The organism is Citrobacter sp. Marseille-Q5395 (assembly GCF_947057495.1).
Taxonomy (GTDB): domain Bacteria; phylum Pseudomonadota; class Gammaproteobacteria; order Enterobacterales; family Enterobacteriaceae; genus Citrobacter; species Citrobacter murliniae.
On sequence record NZ_CAMSEL010000006.1, the window covers coordinates 252339 to 269281 of the forward strand.

The 16943-nt window shown below is 52.4% G+C and carries 16 protein-coding genes; 6 read left to right on the plus strand and 10 right to left on the minus strand.

Features of this window, described 5'->3' with window-relative positions; translation table 11 throughout:
* Positions 1-5 precede the first annotated feature (5 nt).
* A complete protein-coding gene (gene can / locus OH663_RS09385; protein WP_045439892.1) occupies positions 6-668 on the minus strand; it encodes a carbonate dehydratase in 663 nt (220 codons plus the stop codon).
* Positions 669-775: 107 nt separating this feature from the next.
* On the opposite strand from can, the gene OH663_RS09390 reads away from it, so the two are divergent.
* The 4 genes from OH663_RS09390 (at position 776) to OH663_RS09405 (ending at position 4304) form a co-directional block, all read left to right on the plus strand.
* Positions 776-1702, plus strand: coding sequence for an ABC transporter ATP-binding protein (locus OH663_RS09390; RefSeq protein WP_200011474.1), 927 nt, complete (start codon positions 776-778; stop codon positions 1700-1702).
* Positions 1699-2469, plus strand: a complete 771-nt coding sequence (locus OH663_RS09395) for an ABC transporter permease (protein WP_045439897.1) — start codon at positions 1699-1701, stop codon at positions 2467-2469. The genes OH663_RS09390 and OH663_RS09395 overlap by 4 nt, the downstream gene beginning before the upstream one ends.
* A 103-nt stretch (positions 2470-2572) precedes the next feature.
* The gene (locus OH663_RS09400) at positions 2573-3013 is read left to right on the plus strand and encodes a PTS sugar transporter subunit IIA (RefSeq protein ID WP_045439900.1); all 441 of its coding nucleotides are present in this window, start codon (positions 2573-2575) and stop codon (positions 3011-3013) included.
* A gap of 61 nt (positions 3014-3074) precedes the next feature.
* Positions 3075-4304 carry a polysaccharide deacetylase family protein gene (locus tag OH663_RS09405; protein ID WP_048222041.1) on the plus strand — a complete coding sequence of 410 codons (1230 nt, stop codon included), beginning with the start codon at positions 3075-3077 and terminating at the stop codon, positions 4302-4304.
* Positions 4305-4310: 6 nt separating this feature from the next.
* Here OH663_RS09405 and panD read toward each other — a convergent pair whose 3' ends face one another.
* The 9 genes from panD to thpR all read right to left on the minus strand — a co-directional run bounded on the left by panD (position 4311) and on the right by thpR (position 11633).
* Positions 4311-4691 carry an aspartate 1-decarboxylase gene (gene panD, locus OH663_RS09410; protein ID WP_023178331.1) on the minus strand — a complete coding sequence of 127 codons (381 nt, stop codon included), beginning with the start codon at positions 4689-4691 and terminating at the stop codon, positions 4311-4313.
* A 92-nt stretch (positions 4692-4783) separates the two neighbouring features.
* Complete coding sequence (gene panC / locus OH663_RS09415) at positions 4784-5638, minus strand: pantoate--beta-alanine ligase (protein WP_045439910.1); 855 nt, start codon at positions 5636-5638, stop codon at positions 4784-4786.
* Positions 5639-5720: 82 nt separating this feature from the next.
* Positions 5721-6512 (minus strand): 3-methyl-2-oxobutanoate hydroxymethyltransferase, encoded by a 792-nt coding sequence (gene panB / locus OH663_RS09420; RefSeq protein ID WP_045439913.1) that lies wholly within the window; start codon positions 6510-6512, stop codon positions 5721-5723.
* 120 nt (positions 6513-6632) lie between these two features.
* Entirely contained in the window at positions 6633-7124 is a 492-nt protein-coding gene (gene folK, locus OH663_RS09425) for a 2-amino-4-hydroxy-6-hydroxymethyldihydropteridine diphosphokinase (protein ID WP_048222039.1), read from the minus strand.
* 110 nt (positions 7125-7234) lie between these two features.
* Complete coding sequence (gene pcnB / locus OH663_RS09430; RefSeq protein ID WP_205689181.1) at positions 7235-8632, minus strand: polynucleotide adenylyltransferase PcnB; 1398 nt, start codon at positions 8630-8632, stop codon at positions 7235-7237.
* 71 nt (positions 8633-8703) lie between these two features.
* Positions 8704-9600 (minus strand): tRNA glutamyl-Q(34) synthetase GluQRS, encoded by an 897-nt coding sequence (gene gluQRS / locus OH663_RS09435; RefSeq protein ID WP_200011476.1) that lies wholly within the window; start codon positions 9598-9600, stop codon positions 8704-8706.
* Between the two features lie 151 nt (positions 9601-9751).
* Positions 9752-10207 (minus strand): RNA polymerase-binding protein DksA, encoded by a 456-nt coding sequence (gene dksA, locus OH663_RS09440; RefSeq protein ID WP_003829221.1) that lies wholly within the window; start codon positions 10205-10207, stop codon positions 9752-9754.
* Between the two features lie 177 nt (positions 10208-10384).
* A complete protein-coding gene (gene sfsA / locus OH663_RS09445) occupies positions 10385-11089 on the minus strand; it encodes a DNA/RNA nuclease SfsA (protein WP_045439921.1) in 705 nt (234 codons plus the stop codon).
* A 13-nt stretch (positions 11090-11102) separates the two neighbouring features.
* Positions 11103-11633 (minus strand): RNA 2',3'-cyclic phosphodiesterase, encoded by a 531-nt coding sequence (gene thpR, locus OH663_RS09450; protein ID WP_048222036.1) that lies wholly within the window; start codon positions 11631-11633, stop codon positions 11103-11105.
* A 73-nt stretch (positions 11634-11706) separates the two neighbouring features.
* On the opposite strand from thpR, the gene hrpB reads away from it, so the two are divergent.
* Both hrpB and mrcB read left to right on the plus strand, forming a co-directional pair.
* Positions 11707-14139 carry an ATP-dependent helicase HrpB gene (gene hrpB, locus OH663_RS09455; protein ID WP_200011477.1) on the plus strand — a complete coding sequence of 811 codons (2433 nt, stop codon included), beginning with the start codon at positions 11707-11709 and terminating at the stop codon, positions 14137-14139.
* Between the two features lie 168 nt (positions 14140-14307).
* Positions 14308-16848 carry a bifunctional glycosyl transferase/transpeptidase gene (gene mrcB, locus OH663_RS09460; RefSeq protein ID WP_200011482.1) on the plus strand — a complete coding sequence of 847 codons (2541 nt, stop codon included), beginning with the start codon at positions 14308-14310 and terminating at the stop codon, positions 16846-16848.
* Positions 16849-16943 lie beyond the last annotated feature (95 nt).

Below are 16943 nucleotides of genomic sequence, written 5' to 3' on the forward strand. Positions count from 1 at the left end.
CTGCGTTATTTATGATTTATGTGTTTTTTACTGAGGTTAGACAGACCTTGTCTGTAGCGTTGTTCCAGTGATTCACGACTGGTGGCCGTAACTTCCAGATCGCGAAGCAGACCATCATGAATACCGTAAGCCCATCCGTGAATGGTAACTTTCTGACCACGTTTCCAGGCGGACCGCATAATTGTTGAGTGGCCCAGGTTGTACACCTGTTCCATTACGTTCAGTTCGCACAGTGTATCAATACGGCGTTCCTGCGGCATCTCACCCAGCAGAGAGCTGTGTTTGAACCAGATATCGCGGATATGCAGCAACCAGTTATCAATCAGTCCCAGTTCCGTATTTTCAATGGCTGCCTGTACGCCACCGCATCCGTAATGACCACAAATAATAATATGTTCCACTTCCAGCACATCAACCGCATACTGAACGACAGAGAGACAGTTCAGATCGGTATGAATAACCAGATTGGCAACATTACGGTGGACAAATAATTCGCCCGGCTCAAGACCGGTTAAACGTTCCGCGGGAACGCGACTATCGGAGCATCCAATCCATAGAAAACGTGGATTCTGCGCATGCGTCAGCGTTTCAAAAAATCCGGGATCCTCTTCTACCAGCATCTTTGACCATAGTGCATTGTTGCTGATGAGTGTATCTATGTCTTTCATGGAGGTTTCGACCCGAAGCCAGATAAATGCGATGGGCTAATATAGGGTAACTCCAGGATTAATTAAACTATATATAAAATGTCAGAACGTAAGGTAAGCAAAAAACCATGACCATTGCTCTGGAACTTCAGCAACTTAAGAAAACCTATCCCGGTGGCGTTCAGGCGCTACGTGGCATAGATTTGCAAGTCGAAGCGGGTGATTTCTATGCGCTTTTAGGCCCCAATGGCGCAGGGAAGTCCACCACTATCGGGATTATCAGTTCCCTGGTGAATAAAAGCTCCGGACGGGTTAGCGTCTTCGGATACGATCTTGAAAAAGATACGGTTAACGCTAAACGACAGCTTGGGCTGGTACCGCAGGAATTTAACTTTAACCCGTTTGAAACGGTGCAGCAGATCGTGGTGAATCAGGCGGGGTATTACGGCGTTGAGCATAAAGAGGCTGTAAAGCGCAGTGAAATATATTTAAAGCAGCTCGACCTGTGGGAAAAGCGTAGTGAGCGAGCGCGTATGCTGTCTGGCGGTATGAAGCGCCGTCTGATGATTGCCCGTGCATTGATGCATGAACCAAAGCTGCTGATCCTCGATGAACCGACAGCAGGCGTTGATATTGAATTACGTCGCTCAATGTGGGGTTTTTTAAAGGATTTAAACGACAAGGGTACGACGATTATTCTGACAACACACTATCTCGAAGAAGCGGAAATGCTGTGCCGTAATATTGGCATTATTCAGCATGGCGAGCTGGTGGAAAATACCTCAATGAAAAGCCTGCTCTCCAAACTCAAGTCCGAGACCTTTATTCTCGATCTGGCGGCGAAAAGTCCGCTGCCCAAGCTGGAAGGATATCAATACCGTCTGGTTGATACCTCGACGCTGGAAGTCGAAGTGCTCAGAGAGCAAGGTGTTAACAGCGTATTTTCCCAACTGAGCGCGCAGGGGGTTCAGGTGTTGAGTATGCGTAACAAGGCAAACCGACTGGAAGAGTTGTTCGTTTCCCTGGTTCATGAAAAGCAAGGAGATCGCGCATGATGCAGCTTTACTGGGTCGCGCTGAAAAGTATCTGGGCGAAAGAGATCCACCGTTTTATGCGCATCTGGGTCCAGACTCTGGTCCCACCCGTTATCACCATGACGCTCTATTTTATTATCTTCGGTAATTTAATTGGTTCGCGTATCGGTGAAATGCACGGTTTTAGCTACATGCAATTTATTGTGCCGGGTCTGATTATGATGGCGGTTATCACTAACTCCTACGCCAACGTAGCGTCGTCATTCTTTAGTGCCAAATTTCAACGTAACATTGAAGAATTGCTGGTCGCACCGGTTCCGACGCACGTTATCATCACGGGGTTTGTCGGCGGCGGCGTGGCGCGCGGCCTGTGCGTAGGAATATTGGTTACGGCTATTTCACTGTTCTTCGTTCCGTTCCAGGTGCATTCATGGGTCTTTGTGGCGCTAACGCTGGTGCTGACGGCGGTTCTGTTTTCGTTGGCCGGGTTATTGAATGCCGTCTTTGCCAAAACCTTTGACGACATCAGCCTGATCCCAACTTTCGTACTGACGCCGTTGACCTACCTGGGGGGCGTTTTCTACTCGTTAACGTTGTTGCCGCCATTCTGGCAGGGGTTGTCGCATCTCAACCCGATTGTTTACATGATCAGTGGATTCCGCTACGGCTTCCTGGGCATCCATGATGTGCCGCTGGTCACGACATTCGGTGTACTGGTGGTGTTTATCGCGGCATTTTATTTGCTGTGCTGGTACCTGATTCAGCGTGGGCGCGGGTTACGTAGCTAATTATTTCTTCCTCTCCCATCACGGGAGAGGAAGACCTTTGATGTTTATCACCGTTAAGTTTTTATCACTCTGATAAACTACTTGCCTGCTAAGGAGGTGGGCAATGTTAGGTTGGGTCATTACCTGTCATGATGATAACGCACAGGATATGCTGCATCGTCTGGAAGAAAAGTACGGCCCTCTGGCGCAATGCCAGGTGGTCAGTTTTTGGCATGGTCTAAGTTCGAATATGTTAAGCCGGATGATGTGCGATGCTCTGCATGCTGCCGATTCTGGTGATGGCGTGATATTCCTGACAGATATTGCTGGCTCTGCGCCTTACCGCGTGGCCGCGTTGATGAGTCATAAGCATCCGGCCTGTGAAGTGATTTCCGGGATAAGCTATCCATTGCTGGAGCGAATGCTTTTGTCGCGAGAGTCGATGAGCAGTTCTGCGTTTCGTGATGAAATAGTCTCTCTTGGAGGCCCTGGCGTTACGAGTTTGTGGCATCAACAACAGAAAAATCCGCCTTTTGTTTTACTGCATGATTTGTATGAGTATTAATCATTGGTATTGATGATGCTTTTGCTACAATAGCTGAGGTTCTTCGCCTCGGTTAACTCATATGGCTACGCGCGTCCTGCTCATACTGTTGTTCCTGTTCTCTGGTTGTGCTGCTGCCGCTTTGCCTGCTCGTTATATGCAAACTACTGAAGATGCTGCCGTCTGGGCGCAGATTGGCAATAAAATGGTGACGGTAGGCCATATTCGCGCAGGTCAAATCCTCTCAGTCATCCCCACTGGCGAAGACTATTACGCATTTACATTTGGATTTGGCCGAGGGTTTATCGATAAAGGCCATCTGGATCGCGTACAGGGGCGGCAGAAGGTGGAAGATGGCCTGGGTGATCTCAATAAACCGCTGAGCAATCAGAACCTGGTTACCTGGAAAGCGACGCCTGTTTACAATGCCCCTGACGCCGGTAGCGCACCGTTTGGCGTGCTGGCGGACAATCTGCGATATCCCATAATTAACAGGCTGAAGGACAGGCTAAACCAGACGTGGTACCAAATTCGTATTGGTGACAGGCTGGCCTACGTTAGCGCGCTGGATGCGCAGCAAGACCACGGTATTCCGGTACTGACCTATCACCATATTCTGCGTGATGAAGAGAACACCCGTTTTCGTCATACCTCTACTACCACCTCCGTACGCGCTTTCAGCAACCAGATGACATGGCTGCGCGATATGGGTTACACCACGCTGACCCTGTATCAGTTGGAAGACTATGTGCGTAACCGCTCTAATTTGCCTGCGCGGGCGGTAGTGATTACCTTTGATGATGGTTTGAAGTCGGTGAGCCGTTATGCATATCCGGTACTGAAACAGTATGGAATGAAGGCGACGGCATTTATTATCTCATCACGTATTAAGCGCCATCCGCAGAAGTGGGATCCGAAATCGCTGCAGTTTATGAGTATTTCTGAACTGAATGAGATCAGGGATGTGTTCGACTTCCAGTCACATACCCATTTTTTACATCGTGTGGATGGTTATCACCGGCCGATCCTGCTTAGCCGCAGCTATCACAATATTCTTTTTGATTTTGCGCATTCTCGTCGGGCGCTGGCGCAATTTAACCCGCATGTTCTTTATCTATCTTATCCGTTTGGCGGTTATAACGTGACGGCCGTGAAGGCGGCGAATGATGCAGGGTTTCATATGGCTGTGACCACGGTGAAAGGAAAGGTAAAACCAGGAGATAACCCAATGCTGTTAAAACGGTTGTATATCTTAAGAACGGATTCGTTAGAGACCATGTCGCGGCTGGTCAGCAACCAGCCGCAGGGGTAGCCTTTATCAAGCTACCTGTACCGGGATGGCTTTCGCAGTACGTTTCATTTCATTGTCACCTTCAAAGTAGGCAACTTTTGGCCGCCAGGTACGCGCTTCTTCATCAGACATCGTGACGAAGCTGGCGATAATCACAATATCGCCAACCTCGGCACAGTGCGCGGCCGCACCGTTCACCGAGATGATTTTAGAACCGCGTTCAGCCGCAATGGCGTAGGTCGAGAAACGTTTACCATTAGTCACGTTCCAGATATCAATGGCTTCGTTTTCCAGGATGCCGGAAGCATCAAGGAAATCCTGGTCAATGGCGCAGGAGCCTTCGTAATGCAGGTCCGCCTGTGTGACTTTCACGCGGTGGAGCTTGCCTTGCAGCATGGTGCGAATCATAACGTCTACCTTTAACGCTTATCAGAAGCAAAGCAGGCGGTACCTGCTTTGAGTAATTTCTTAGGCAGTATTGCCCTATTTTTAACCCCTGTCTACTGGGCTAATGTTACACTCAGATTGTCGATCAAACGTGCCTGACCCAGCCATGCAGCGACCAGAATCACCGCGCGTTTGCTGCTGTCAGTCAGCTCGAGCAGCGTATCAGCATCGCGGATTTGAATGTCGTCGGCACGAAAACCTTTTTCATTCAGTTCTTGTTCAGCAATGGCAATTATCTCTTCCTGCTCACGTTCACCAGCCTGTAATTTTTCACCAATACTGCTCATCACTTTGAACAAGCCGGGCGCGATTTTTCGCTGCTCTGCGGTCAGATAGCCATTGCGTGAACTGAGGGCCAGACCGTCTTTAGCGCGAATAATGGGAACGCCGACGATCTCAATGTCATATCCCATGTCGGCAACCATTTTGCGGATCAGCGCCAGTTGCTGAAAATCCTTCTCGCCAAAACATGCGATATCCGGTTGGATCAGATTGAACAGTTTGCTGACGATGGTAGCAACACCACGGAAGTGACCAGGACGACTTGCGCCTTCCAGCATGGTGGAAAGCCCCGGAACTTCTACATAGGTTTGGCTATCTGTCCCTTGCGGGTAGATTTCTTGCGCTGCAGGAGCAAAGACAAAATCAACTTTGCGCTTGTTCAGCTTTTCGCAGTCTTCTTGCAGCGTACGCGGGTAGCGCACCAGATCGTCCGGACGGTCGAACTGCATTGGGTTGACGAAAATACTGACGATCACCACATCAGCCTGAGCTTTTGCTTCATCGACCAGCTTCATGTGACCGTCGTGCAGGTTTCCCATGGTAGGGACCAGAGCCACACGTTTACCTTCCTGACGCAGACGACGAATGTGCTGGCGTAACAGCGGCAGGGTTTCAATAATTAGCACAACAAGACTCCTTTAGTTGCCTGATGATCTGTAGGCCAGGAAAGCGCAACGCCTTATTTGGCCTACAAATTCCAAACTTTGCTTAATGGAAGCTATGTTCTTCACCCGGGTAGACGCCGGATTCAACCTCCGCAATATACTGCCGCACTGCGGCGCGCATGTCGCCTGCTTCATTGAGGAAATTTTTAGCAAATTTTGGAATATGGCCGCCTGTGATACCAAACGCGTCATGCATCACCAGGATCTGACCATCGGTGACATTGCCTGCGCCAATACCGATGACCGGAATGGACAGAGCTTCAGTCACGCGTTTAGCCAGCTCAACCGGAACGCATTCCAGCACCAGCAACTGTGCTCCTGCGGCTTCTAACGCCAGCGCATCGTCGAGCAATGTCTGGCCCGCATCTCCGCGACCTTGCACCTTATAGCCACCGAAGATGTTAACTGACTGAGGGGTTAAGCCCAGATGGCCGCATACCGGTACCGCGCGATCGGTGAGCATTTTCACCGTATCAACCAGCCACGCACCGCCTTCAATCTTGACCATATTCGCGCCCGCGCGCATAACAATGGCGGCGTTTTCAAAGGCCTGTTGCGGTGTGGCATAGGCCATAAACGGCAGGTCGGAAAGCAGCAGGCAGTTTGGCGCACCACGACGCACAGCACGGGTGTGATAGGCAACGTCTTCGACGCTGACCGGCAAGGTGGAGTCGTGCCCTTGTACCGTCATCCCCAGTGAATCGCCTACCAGCATCACATTGATGCCCTCGTCGGCAAATAATTTGGCGAAGCTGTAGTCGTAGGCCGTAATAGTCGCGAAGCGCTTTTTCTCTTGCTTACATTTTTGCAGCAATGAGATAGTCGTTGGTTTCATAACATTTCCTGAATGTGGAAGTCATATTTAACGGCATTCTAGCAGTCAGATTCAGGGCGGCAATTGTTTTAAGCAACCGTTTGGCGCAAAAGTAGTAAACTTTTTAGGTGAGAGTATGCTTTACCAGTGAGCAGGTTTTGCTACGGCGAGGCGGGTGAGATGCTGATGTAAGCTGATACCATCCGGGAAGGTCAGGTCGGGCGCGATTTCAAATAGCGGCCACAACATAAAGCCCCGGTTTTTCATATCGTAATGCGGAACCGTCAGGCGCTCGGTGTTAATCACGTCATTGCCAAATAACATGATGTCGAGATCCAGCGTACGCGGACCCCAGCGCTCGGCTTTGCGTACCCGACCTTGCTGCAACTCAATACGTTGAGTGTGATTAAGCAATTCTTCAGGTTCGAGGGTTGTTTCCAGCGCAACGGCAGCATTCAGATAATCAGGTTGATCCTGAGGACCTAATGGCGGCGTGCGGTAGAAGGATGAAACGGCGATGATCCGGCTGTCCGGGATTTCTCCCAGCGCCTGCACGGCAGCATTTACCTGCTCAAGAGGAGAGGCTAAATTACTGCCGAGCGCGATATATACCCGTTGTCTTTCAAGCTGCATTTGTGTTGGCTTTCCTCACTCATCCCAGTCACGTACTGATGTACGCTCCTGGGCATTCGCTATGTCGCCGCCTTGATGCAACTCGAAATCTATTGGGTATACGCGATTGGTCACGCGGTTCCCTCGCGGCGTGGGGCGCGTTTACGCGGGCGACGATGACGGCGGCGGGTATCTGGTTCTTCATCAAGTTCGTTCAGCATGCCTTTTTGCTCTGGCGGAGCCGAAACCTGGAACTCACCCCACCACTGCGCCAGACGTTGCAGTTCGGCGTTGTTTTCCACTTCGGCACGCAGGGCCAGTAAATCGTAGGCTGCGCGGAATTTCGGATGCTCCATCAGTTTCCAGGCGCGTTTACCCTGGCGGCGGGACATGCGTAACTGAAGCTGCCAGATATCGCGGGTTAGCGACGTCAGGCGTTTTGGAATTGCCAGTGAGCGGCACGCTTCGTCCAGGACATCGTTCATCGCCAGTGCGAAGGCATCGTAGTAGGCCAGACCGCTTTCCTGGGCAATTTTCTGTGCCGTTTCCAGTAACGGATACCAGAACATGGCGGCGAACAAGAATGCCGGGTTAACACGCATATCGTTGTGAATGCGGGTATCGGTATTCTTCAGAACCTGGGCAATGATGCGTTCCATTGCGCTGTCACCGTCTTCGGTGAAATAGCGGGTAATGGTCGGGAACAGCGGCTGGAACAGGCTGTACTCACGCAGCTTTTTATAGGTTTCATAGCCGTAGCCCGCCTGTAATAGCTTGAGGGCTTCTTCAAACAGGCGCGCAGGCGGGATATCGTTAAGCAACGTAGCCAGACGCGGGATCGGCTCTGCAGTTTCCGGGCTGATGCGCATGTCGAGTTTTGCTGCAAAGCGGACAGCGCGCAGCATGCGCACGGGATCTTCACGATAACGCGTTTCCGGATTACCAATCAGGCGAATGACGCCATCTTCCAGATCCTGCATACCGCCAACGTAGTCGCGAACGGTGAAATCAGCAACGCTATAATAGAGGCTGTTGATCGTGAAATCGCGGCGTTGAGCATCTTCTTCGATAGAACCGAAGATGTTATCGCGCAGTAGCATACCGTTTTGTCCGCGCTGAGATGTCGCACGATCGGCTTCGCTGCCTTCATGATGTCCGCGAAAAGTTGCCACTTCGATAATTTCCGGGCCGAACATTACATGGGCCAGACGGAAACGACGGCCAACAAGACGGCAGTTACGAAACAGTTTCCGTACCTGATCCGGTGTCGCGTTGGTGGTGACATCAAAGTCTTTCGGCTTTTTGCCCAGCAAAAGATCGCGCACACCCCCGCCAACCAGCCATGCCTCGTAGCCGGCCTTATTGAGCCTGTACATTACCTTCAGGGCATTTTCACTGATATCTTTGCGGGAGATTGAGTGCTGCTCACGCGGGATTACCGTCATATGGGGACGGGCGACGGCAAGCTCTGCCTCGCGCTCCTCGCGGCTTAGCACCTTGCGGCAAAAATTAGCGACTCGGGTAAAAATAGTGCACCTCGGTAGTGTCAAACTTCAGTCAGAACAAGTGTTGCTGTGTAAAAATAGCGGCTAATCATAGCTCAGCATGAGTCATTTGAGAATGCCGGATTTACAATACCCGATTCAGGTACCGCCTCAAGCTGCCAGTTTTCCACCGCGACTCGCAACAATTCCTCTACGCTGAACTCTTGCCACGGTATCGCTGTGCTCTGGCCGAGAAAGCGCAATGCGCTGATGAGAACCGGGCGCGGATCGCCTTGTGGCAGGGCTGGCGCATGATTCTGCTTGGACAGTTTAGCGCCTTGTTCGTTGAGCGCCAGCGGCAGATGAATATAGTCAGGTGCATGCCAGCCGAACTGTTGATACAGCGAAATTTGGCGCACAGTCGGTTCAATGAGATCCGCGCCACGTACAATCTCCGTAACGCCCTGAAAATGATCATCGACCACCACAGCAAGATTATAAGCAAACAGCCCGTCGCGTCGGTGAATGATAAAGTCTTCCCTTGCAAGTTCAGGGTCGGCCTGAATCTTGCCGCGCAGCCTGTCGTTAAACTGCATGACGGGATGTCGTTGCTTGATACGTATCGCTGCCCGTTCTGGTCCGTGGCGCAACTCGCGACAATGGCCGTCGTAAATACCGCCGATGCTCTGGATCCGGGCGCGAGTACAGGTGCAGTAATAGCTCAGATCCTGCTTATACAACCAGGCAAGCGCCTCGCGGTAAGCGTCGTGGCGTTGGGATTGCCATAATATGTCGCCGTCCCAGTGCAGGCCGTAATGTTCCAGCTGACGCAGGATAGTTTCTGCAGCACCGGGAACTTCACGAGGAGGATCAATATCTTCAATACGCACCCGCCAGATTCCGTGTTGCGCACGGGCCTGTAGGTAACTCCCGAGGGCGGCAATCAGCGAACCAAAATGGAGTTCACCGGAAGGGGAAGGGGCGAAACGGCCAATATAGCGTTTGTCAGTCATGTCGGTGGATAACATAAAAGAATAAGGCGGGAGATGCTCCCGCCCAGGTATTGCCAGATGGCGACGCAAACACTTGATCCGGCCTACGAAATAGAGGTGTTCCGTAGTCCGGATAAGCGTAACGCCATCCGGCATTCAACAGTTTACGGGATTAACCCGCCATCTGTTTTTCGCGAATTTCTGCCAGCGTTTTACAGTCGATGCACAGATCGGCTGTCGGGCGAGCTTCCAGACGGCGAATACCAATTTCCACACCGCACGATTCGCAGTAGCCGAAATCTTCGTCTTCTACTTTCTTCAGCGTCTTCTCGATCTTTTTGATCAGTTTGCGCTCACGGTCACGGTTACGTAGCTCAAGGCTGAACTCTTCTTCCTGTGCGGCACGGTCAACCGGATCAGGGAAGTTAGCCGCTTCGTCCTGCATATGAGTCACAGTGCGATCGACTTCATCCCTGAGTTGATTACGCCATGCTTCAAGAATACGCCTGAAGTGCGACAGCTGGGCTTCGTTCATATACTCTTCGCCCGGTTTCTCCTGGTAAGGCTCCACCCCAGCGATGGCGAGAATACTCAGGGACGATGTTTTACGGTTTTGCCCTTCTTGCATGTTGCTTCTCCTTAACACGCACTATCGATCCCCATGTTCGGGGGAAAAATCAGGTCGCTATAAATAGCAGATGCTTTTCCGGATAGCAATTATCTAAACGTAACACTTGACAACCCTGTGAGGAAAAGCGTATTTGCGCACGCGGCCAGAATACTAATTAACCCGTTTTTCGCACCATTACAAAGTAATGGGCAATGGCTCTTTAAGAGTCATACCGTGGGCAGAAAGTTCCGCTTTATAAACCAGAATTTCTACCCCCTTAAGCTGCGCTTCGGCTAATAATTGCGCATATTTTGCATCAATATGCCGCGCGGGTGAAAACCGTGTAATTGCTGAATGCAGAACGGCGAAAAATATCACCGCTCGCTTGCCTTCAGCCGCTACGCTCATCAATTCCCGAAGATGTTTCTGACCTCGTTCAGTAATGGCATCGGGAAAATAACCTTGCTCATTCTCCGCCAACGTGACTGATTTCACTTCAATATAGCAGTCAGGGCGGAAATCTGCCTGTAACAAAAAATCAATGCGGCTACCTTCGGCACCATATTTTACTTCACTTTTCAACGTATTGTAGTTTGAAAGTTCTGAAATTAGCGAATTCTGAATAGCCTCTTTCGTTAATCTGTTAGCCCATAGCGTGTTAACACAAATAAAAGCACCAGATTGGCTTTGTGTTAATTCCCAGGTGTGCGGATATTTCCGTTTAGTATTTTCTGACGTCGAATACCAGACGGTATCTCCGGGGGTTGCACATCCTGTCATGGCACCGGTATTTGGGCAGTGTAGCGTTATCGTTGTGCCATCAGGTGTGATCACATCCGCTAAAAAACGCTTGTAGCGCTGAATTAACGTAGCGCGCTGAAGTGGGGGAGAAAACTGCATGGGTTATCCTTAATTATTCTGCAAGCGTCCAGCGTTGTAATGGCGTGTAGCGCGTGCGACCTCGTTCAAATGAAGAGGCGTAAAGGGCAAACTCCGTTACCGGAAACGACCAGCAAAAACCTGGCGGCGGGATAGTGACAGCATGACTGGCATCGCGCAGCAGCGTGATATGTGGATGAAATGGCTGCGGACTTTGGTAACACCCGCTGCGTGCGGCCTGTGACCGCAGCATATTCGCCAGTTGCAGCAACCCGCGCGGTGGTTGACGCATGCCAAGCCATATTACCCTTGATCGCAACCATTGCCCGGCGTCATCCAGTTTTAACGTAAAGCCTGGCTGGCGAATACGCCCTGCCAGTTGTGACAGTGCCTGCTGTTTCTCTGCGCTGATATCGCCTAAAAATGCCAGCGTCAGGTGCAGATTGTCAGAAGCGACTGGACGCCCCGCCTCTGGCGGAAACTGTGCCGCCCGCCAGTGGATAAGTTGCTCCCGAACCTCGGCTGGTAATTCAATGGCAAAGAACAGCCTTTTTGGCTCAGACATGATGGATACTCGGTTATGAATTAACGCGATGCTACAATGCAGCGCGAAGAATGTTAACCCTCTGGAGTCATTTGTGACGTCGTTGCCCGTTGCTGCCGTTGTGCCTGAACTGCTTAATGCCCTTGATGCTTCACCACAGGTTCTGTTGACCGCGCCGACCGGTGCCGGGAAATCAACCTGGCTGCCGTTGCAGTTTCTTACGCACAAGGGAATCCAGGGGCGGATTGTTCTGTTGGAACCGCGACGTCTGGCCGCTCGCAATGTGGCGCAGCGCCTGGCTGAATTACTGAATGAAAAGCCCGGTGAGACAGTAGGTTACCGTATGCGCGCCCAAAGCTGTGTCGGGCCACGGACCCGGCTCGAAGTGGTGACGGAAGGGGTGCTAACGCGAATGATCCAACGCGATCCCGAGCTGAATGGCGTTGGGCTGGTGATCCTCGATGAATTTCACGAGCGCAGCTTACAGGCAGACCTTGCACTGGCGCTGCTGTTGGATGTGCAACAAGGATTACGAGATGACTTAAAACTGCTGATCATGTCGGCCACACTGGATAACGGCCGCCTGCAACAGTTATTGCCCGCTGCCCCGACGATTATTTCTGAAGGCCGCGCATTCCCCGTTGAGCGGCGCTATCAGCCGCTGGCTGCGCATCTGCGTTTTGATGAGGCGGTGGCTATTGCTACTGCGGAGCTACTGCGTAATGAAAGCGGCTCTCTGCTGCTCTTTTTACCGGGGGTTGGGGAGATCCAACGCGTGCAGGAGCAACTGGCTTCACGTGTGGGTAGCGATGTTCTGTTATGCCCGTTATATGGCGCGTTATCGCTGACCGAGCAGCGCCAGGCGATTTTGCCCGCGCCACAAGGTAAGCGCAAAGTGGTGCTGGCAACGAACATTGCCGAAACCAGCTTAACCATTGAGGGCATTCGTCTGGTGGTGGACTGCGCGCAGGAGCGCGTAGCGCGCTATGATGCCCGCACCGGTTTGACGAGGCTGATTACCCAGCGCATTAGCCAGGCCTCTATGACACAGCGAGCAGGTCGCGCAGGACGTCTGGAACCGGGGATTTGTCTGCACCTGCTTGCCAAAGAGCAGGCAGAAAGGGCGGCAGCACAGAGTGAGCCAGAGATTTTACAGAGCGATCTATCCGGTTTGCTGATGGAACTGCTGCAATGGGGATGCACCGACCCTGCGCAACTGAACTGGCTGGATATGCCGCCTGTTGTAAATATGCAGGCGGCAAGACGATTATTACAGATGTTGCAAGCCATGGATGGTGAGCGCTTGAACGCTGCCGGGCAGAAGATGGCTGCGCTGGGTAACGATCCCCGTCTGGCTGCAATGCTCATCGGCGCGACAAATGAAAACGAAGCGGTTACAGCGGCAAAGCTGGCGGCGATTCTGGAAGAGCCGCCGCGCGGTGGACATACCGATTTGACCGTACATTTTTCGCGTAACCAGCCAGGCTGGCAGCAGCGTAGTCAGCAATTGCTGAAGCGGCTTAATGTGCAGAGTGGTCAGCCCGACAGTGAGCTAATCGCGCCTTTACTGGCAAAAGCATTCGCCGATCGCATTGCGCGGCGTCGTGGCCAGGAAGGGCGATATCAGTTGGCTAACGGAATGGGGGCAATGCTTGATGCCGACGATGCATCAGGGCGGCATGAATGGCTAATCGCGCCTCTGTTGCTACAGGGCAGTGCTTCGCCTGATGCGCGTATTCTGCTCGCTCTGCCGTTGGATATTGATACGCTGCTGCAAACAAGTCCTGAGCTGTTGCAACAGTCAGACACCATCGAATGGGATGAAAATCAGGGAACGTTGAAGGCATGGCGCCGAACGAGTATTGGTCAACTGACGGTGAAAGTTCAGCCACTGGCAAAACCCTCGGAAGAGGAACTGCATCAGGCGATGCTGAATGGTATTCGCGATAAAGGCCTGAGTGTGCTCAACTGGACCCCGGAAGCGGAACAGTTCCGGCTGCGTCTGCAATGTGCGGCAAATTGGTTGCCTGAGTACAACTGGCCAGCAGTGGATGATGCATCTTTGCTGGCGACGCTGGAGAGTTGGTTGTTGCCGCATATGCAAGGTGTGCACTCTTTACGTGCTCTCAAAGCGTTAAATGTGGGGCAGGCTTTGCGTGGGCTACTGGACTGGTCAATGCTGCAACGTCTGGATAGTGAGCTGCCTGCGCATTACACTGTGCCGACGGGCAGCCGGATAGCCATTCGTTATCACGAGGATAACCCGCCGGCATTAGCGGTTAGAATGCAGGAAATGTTTGGCGAAGCGAAGACCCCTACCATCGCGCAGGGGCGTGTTCCATTGGTGCTCGAGTTATTGTCTCCGGCCCAACGCCCACTACAAATCACCCGTGATTTGAGCGCGTTCTGGCAGGGGGCTTATCGCGAAGTGCAAAAAGAGATGAAAGGGCGTTATCCCAGGCATGTCTGGCCGGACGATCCGGCGAATACCGCGCCAACACGGCGCACCAAGAAGTATTCTGCCTGATGGTGCGCTGCTTTCAGGCCTACACTGTACGGCGATCCGTAGGTTGATTAAGGCGTTTGACACCGTCTCTGGCGAAAGAGCGGTAAAAATTGAGAGATTTCTTCTTCTGTCGCCTGACGGAAGAACAGAGAATCGGGCCTTTGCGCCTGAATGTTGCGGAGAAAAAGCATGGCGGGGAATGACCGCGAGCCAATTGGACGTAAAGGGAAACCATCGCGTCCGATGAAACAAAAGGTGAGCCGTCGTCAACTCAGAGATGACGAGTATGACGACGATTATGATGATGACTATGAGGATGAAGAACCGATGCCGCGCAAAGGTAAAGGCAAAGGGCGTAAGCCTCGTGGTAAGCGCGGCTGGTTCTGGCTGCTGCTAAAACTCTCGATTGTCTTTTTGGTGCTGATTGCCATTTACGGCGTCTACCTGGATCAAAAAATCCGTAGCCGTATTGATGGCAAAGTCTGGCAGCTTCCTGCGGCGGTGTATGGCCGTATGGTTAACCTTGAGCCAGAAATGCCCATCGGTAAAAAAGAGATGGTGAAACTGCTGGAGGCCACGCAGTATCGTCAGGTGACGAAGATGACGCGTCCTGGCGAATTTACCGTACAGGCGAACAGCATTGAGATGATCCGTCGTCCGTTTGACTTCCCGGACAGTAAAGAAGGCCAGGTGCGTGCGCGTCTGACCTTTGATGGCGATCATCTGGACACTATCGAGAATCTGGACAACAACCGCCAGTTCGGTTTCTTCCGTCTGGATCCGCGTCTGATTACCATGCTCTCTTCGCCAAACGGTGAGCAGCGCTTGTTCGTTCCCCGCAGTGGCTTCCCTGATCTGCTGGTTGATACACTGCTGGCGACCGAAGACCGCCATTTCTATGAGCATGACGGCATCAGTTTGTACTCCATTGGGCGTGCGGTACTGGCTAACCTGACGGCAGGCCGTACTGTGCAAGGGGCGAGTACGCTGACTCAGCAGTTGGTGAAAAACCTGTTCCTCTCCAGCGAGCGTTCGTACTGGCGTAAGGCTAACGAAGCCTATATGGCGCTGATCATGGATGCGCGCTACAGCAAAGACCGCATTCTTGAGCTGTATATGAACGAGGTGTACCTCGGTCAGAGCGGCGACAACGAGATCCGTGGTTTCCCGCTGGCGAGTCTTTATTATTTTGGGCGTCCGGTTGAAGAACTGAGCCTTGATCAGCAGGCGCTACTGGTGGGGATGGTTAAAGGGGCGTCTATCTACAATCCGTGGCGTAACCCGAAACTGGCGCTGGAGCGCCGTAACCTGGTGCTGCGTCTGCTGCAACAGCAGCAGATTATTGACCAGGATCTGTATGACATGCTGAGTGCGCGTCCGTTAGGCGTACAACCACGTGGCGGGGTGATTTCACCGCAGCCAGCGTTTATGCAGATGGTACGTCAGGAACTGCAGGCGAAGCTGGGTGATAAAGTTAAAGACCTCTCCGGCGTGAAGATCTTCACCACTTTTGATTCTGTGGCGCAGGATGCGGCAGAAAAAGCAGCGGTTGAAGGCATTCCGGTGCTGAAGAAACAGCGTAAGCTGAGCGATCTGGAAACCGCGATTGTGGTTGTGGATCGCTTTAGTGGGGAAGTTCGTGCGATGGTTGGTGGGGCGGAGCCACAGTTTGCAGGCTATAACCGTGCCATGCAGGCACGCCGCTCGATTGGTTCTCTGGCGAAACCGGCGACCTATCTGACCGCACTGAGTCAGCCGAAGCTGTACCGTCTGAATACCTGGATTGCCGATGCGCCGATTGCGTTGCGTCAGCCTAACGGGCAGGTCTGGTCTCCGCAGAACGATGACCGTCGCTACAGCGAAAGTGGCAGAGTGATGCTGGTGGATGCGTTAACGCGTTCCATGAACGTACCGACGGTAAATCTGGGGATGGCGCTGGGTCTGCCAGCCGTGACCGATACATGGATAAAACTGGGTGCACCGAAAGATCAACTGAATCCGGTTCCGGCTATGCTGTTGGGAGCACTGAACCTTACGCCAATCGAAGTGGCGCAGGCGTTCCAGACTATCGCCAGCGGTGGTAACCGCGCGCCGTTATCAGCACTGCGTTCGGTGATCGCCGAAGATGGCACGGTGCTGTATCAGAGCTTCCCACAGGCCGAACGAGCCGTTCCGGCACAGGCGGCGTACATGACGTTGTGGACGATGCAACAGGTTGTACAGCGCGGTACCGGTCGTCAGCTGGGCGCCAAGTATCCTGGGCTGCATCTGGCAGGTAAAACCGGGACCACTAACAACAACGTTGATACCTGGTTCGCGGGTATTGACGGCAGTCAGGTGACCATTACCTGGGTGGGGCGTGATAATAACCAACCAACCAAGCTGTACGGCGCGAGCGGAGCGATGTCGATTTACCAGCGCTATCTGGCTAACCAGACACCGACGCCACTGACGCTGACGCCGCCGGAAGATATTGTTGATATGGGCGTGGATTACGACGGTAACTTCGTTTGTAGCGGCGGGATGCGTACGCTTCCGGTGTGGACAAGCGATCCTGATTCATTGTGTCAGCAAGGTGAGATGCAGCAGCAGTCAGGCAATCCGTTTGATCAGTCAACGCAGCCGCAGCAACAACCCCAACAGCAGCAGCAACAACAACCGCCGCAGCAGGAGAAGAAAGATGGCGACGGTGTCGCAGGTTGGATAAAAGATATGTTTGGTAGCAACTAATACCCCCTAAAACCCGCTTCGGCGGGTTTTTCTTTGCCCACGTCTGGATTGAGGCAAACAACATTTCAGCGTAATTTATTAACCCTTTCTTTTCA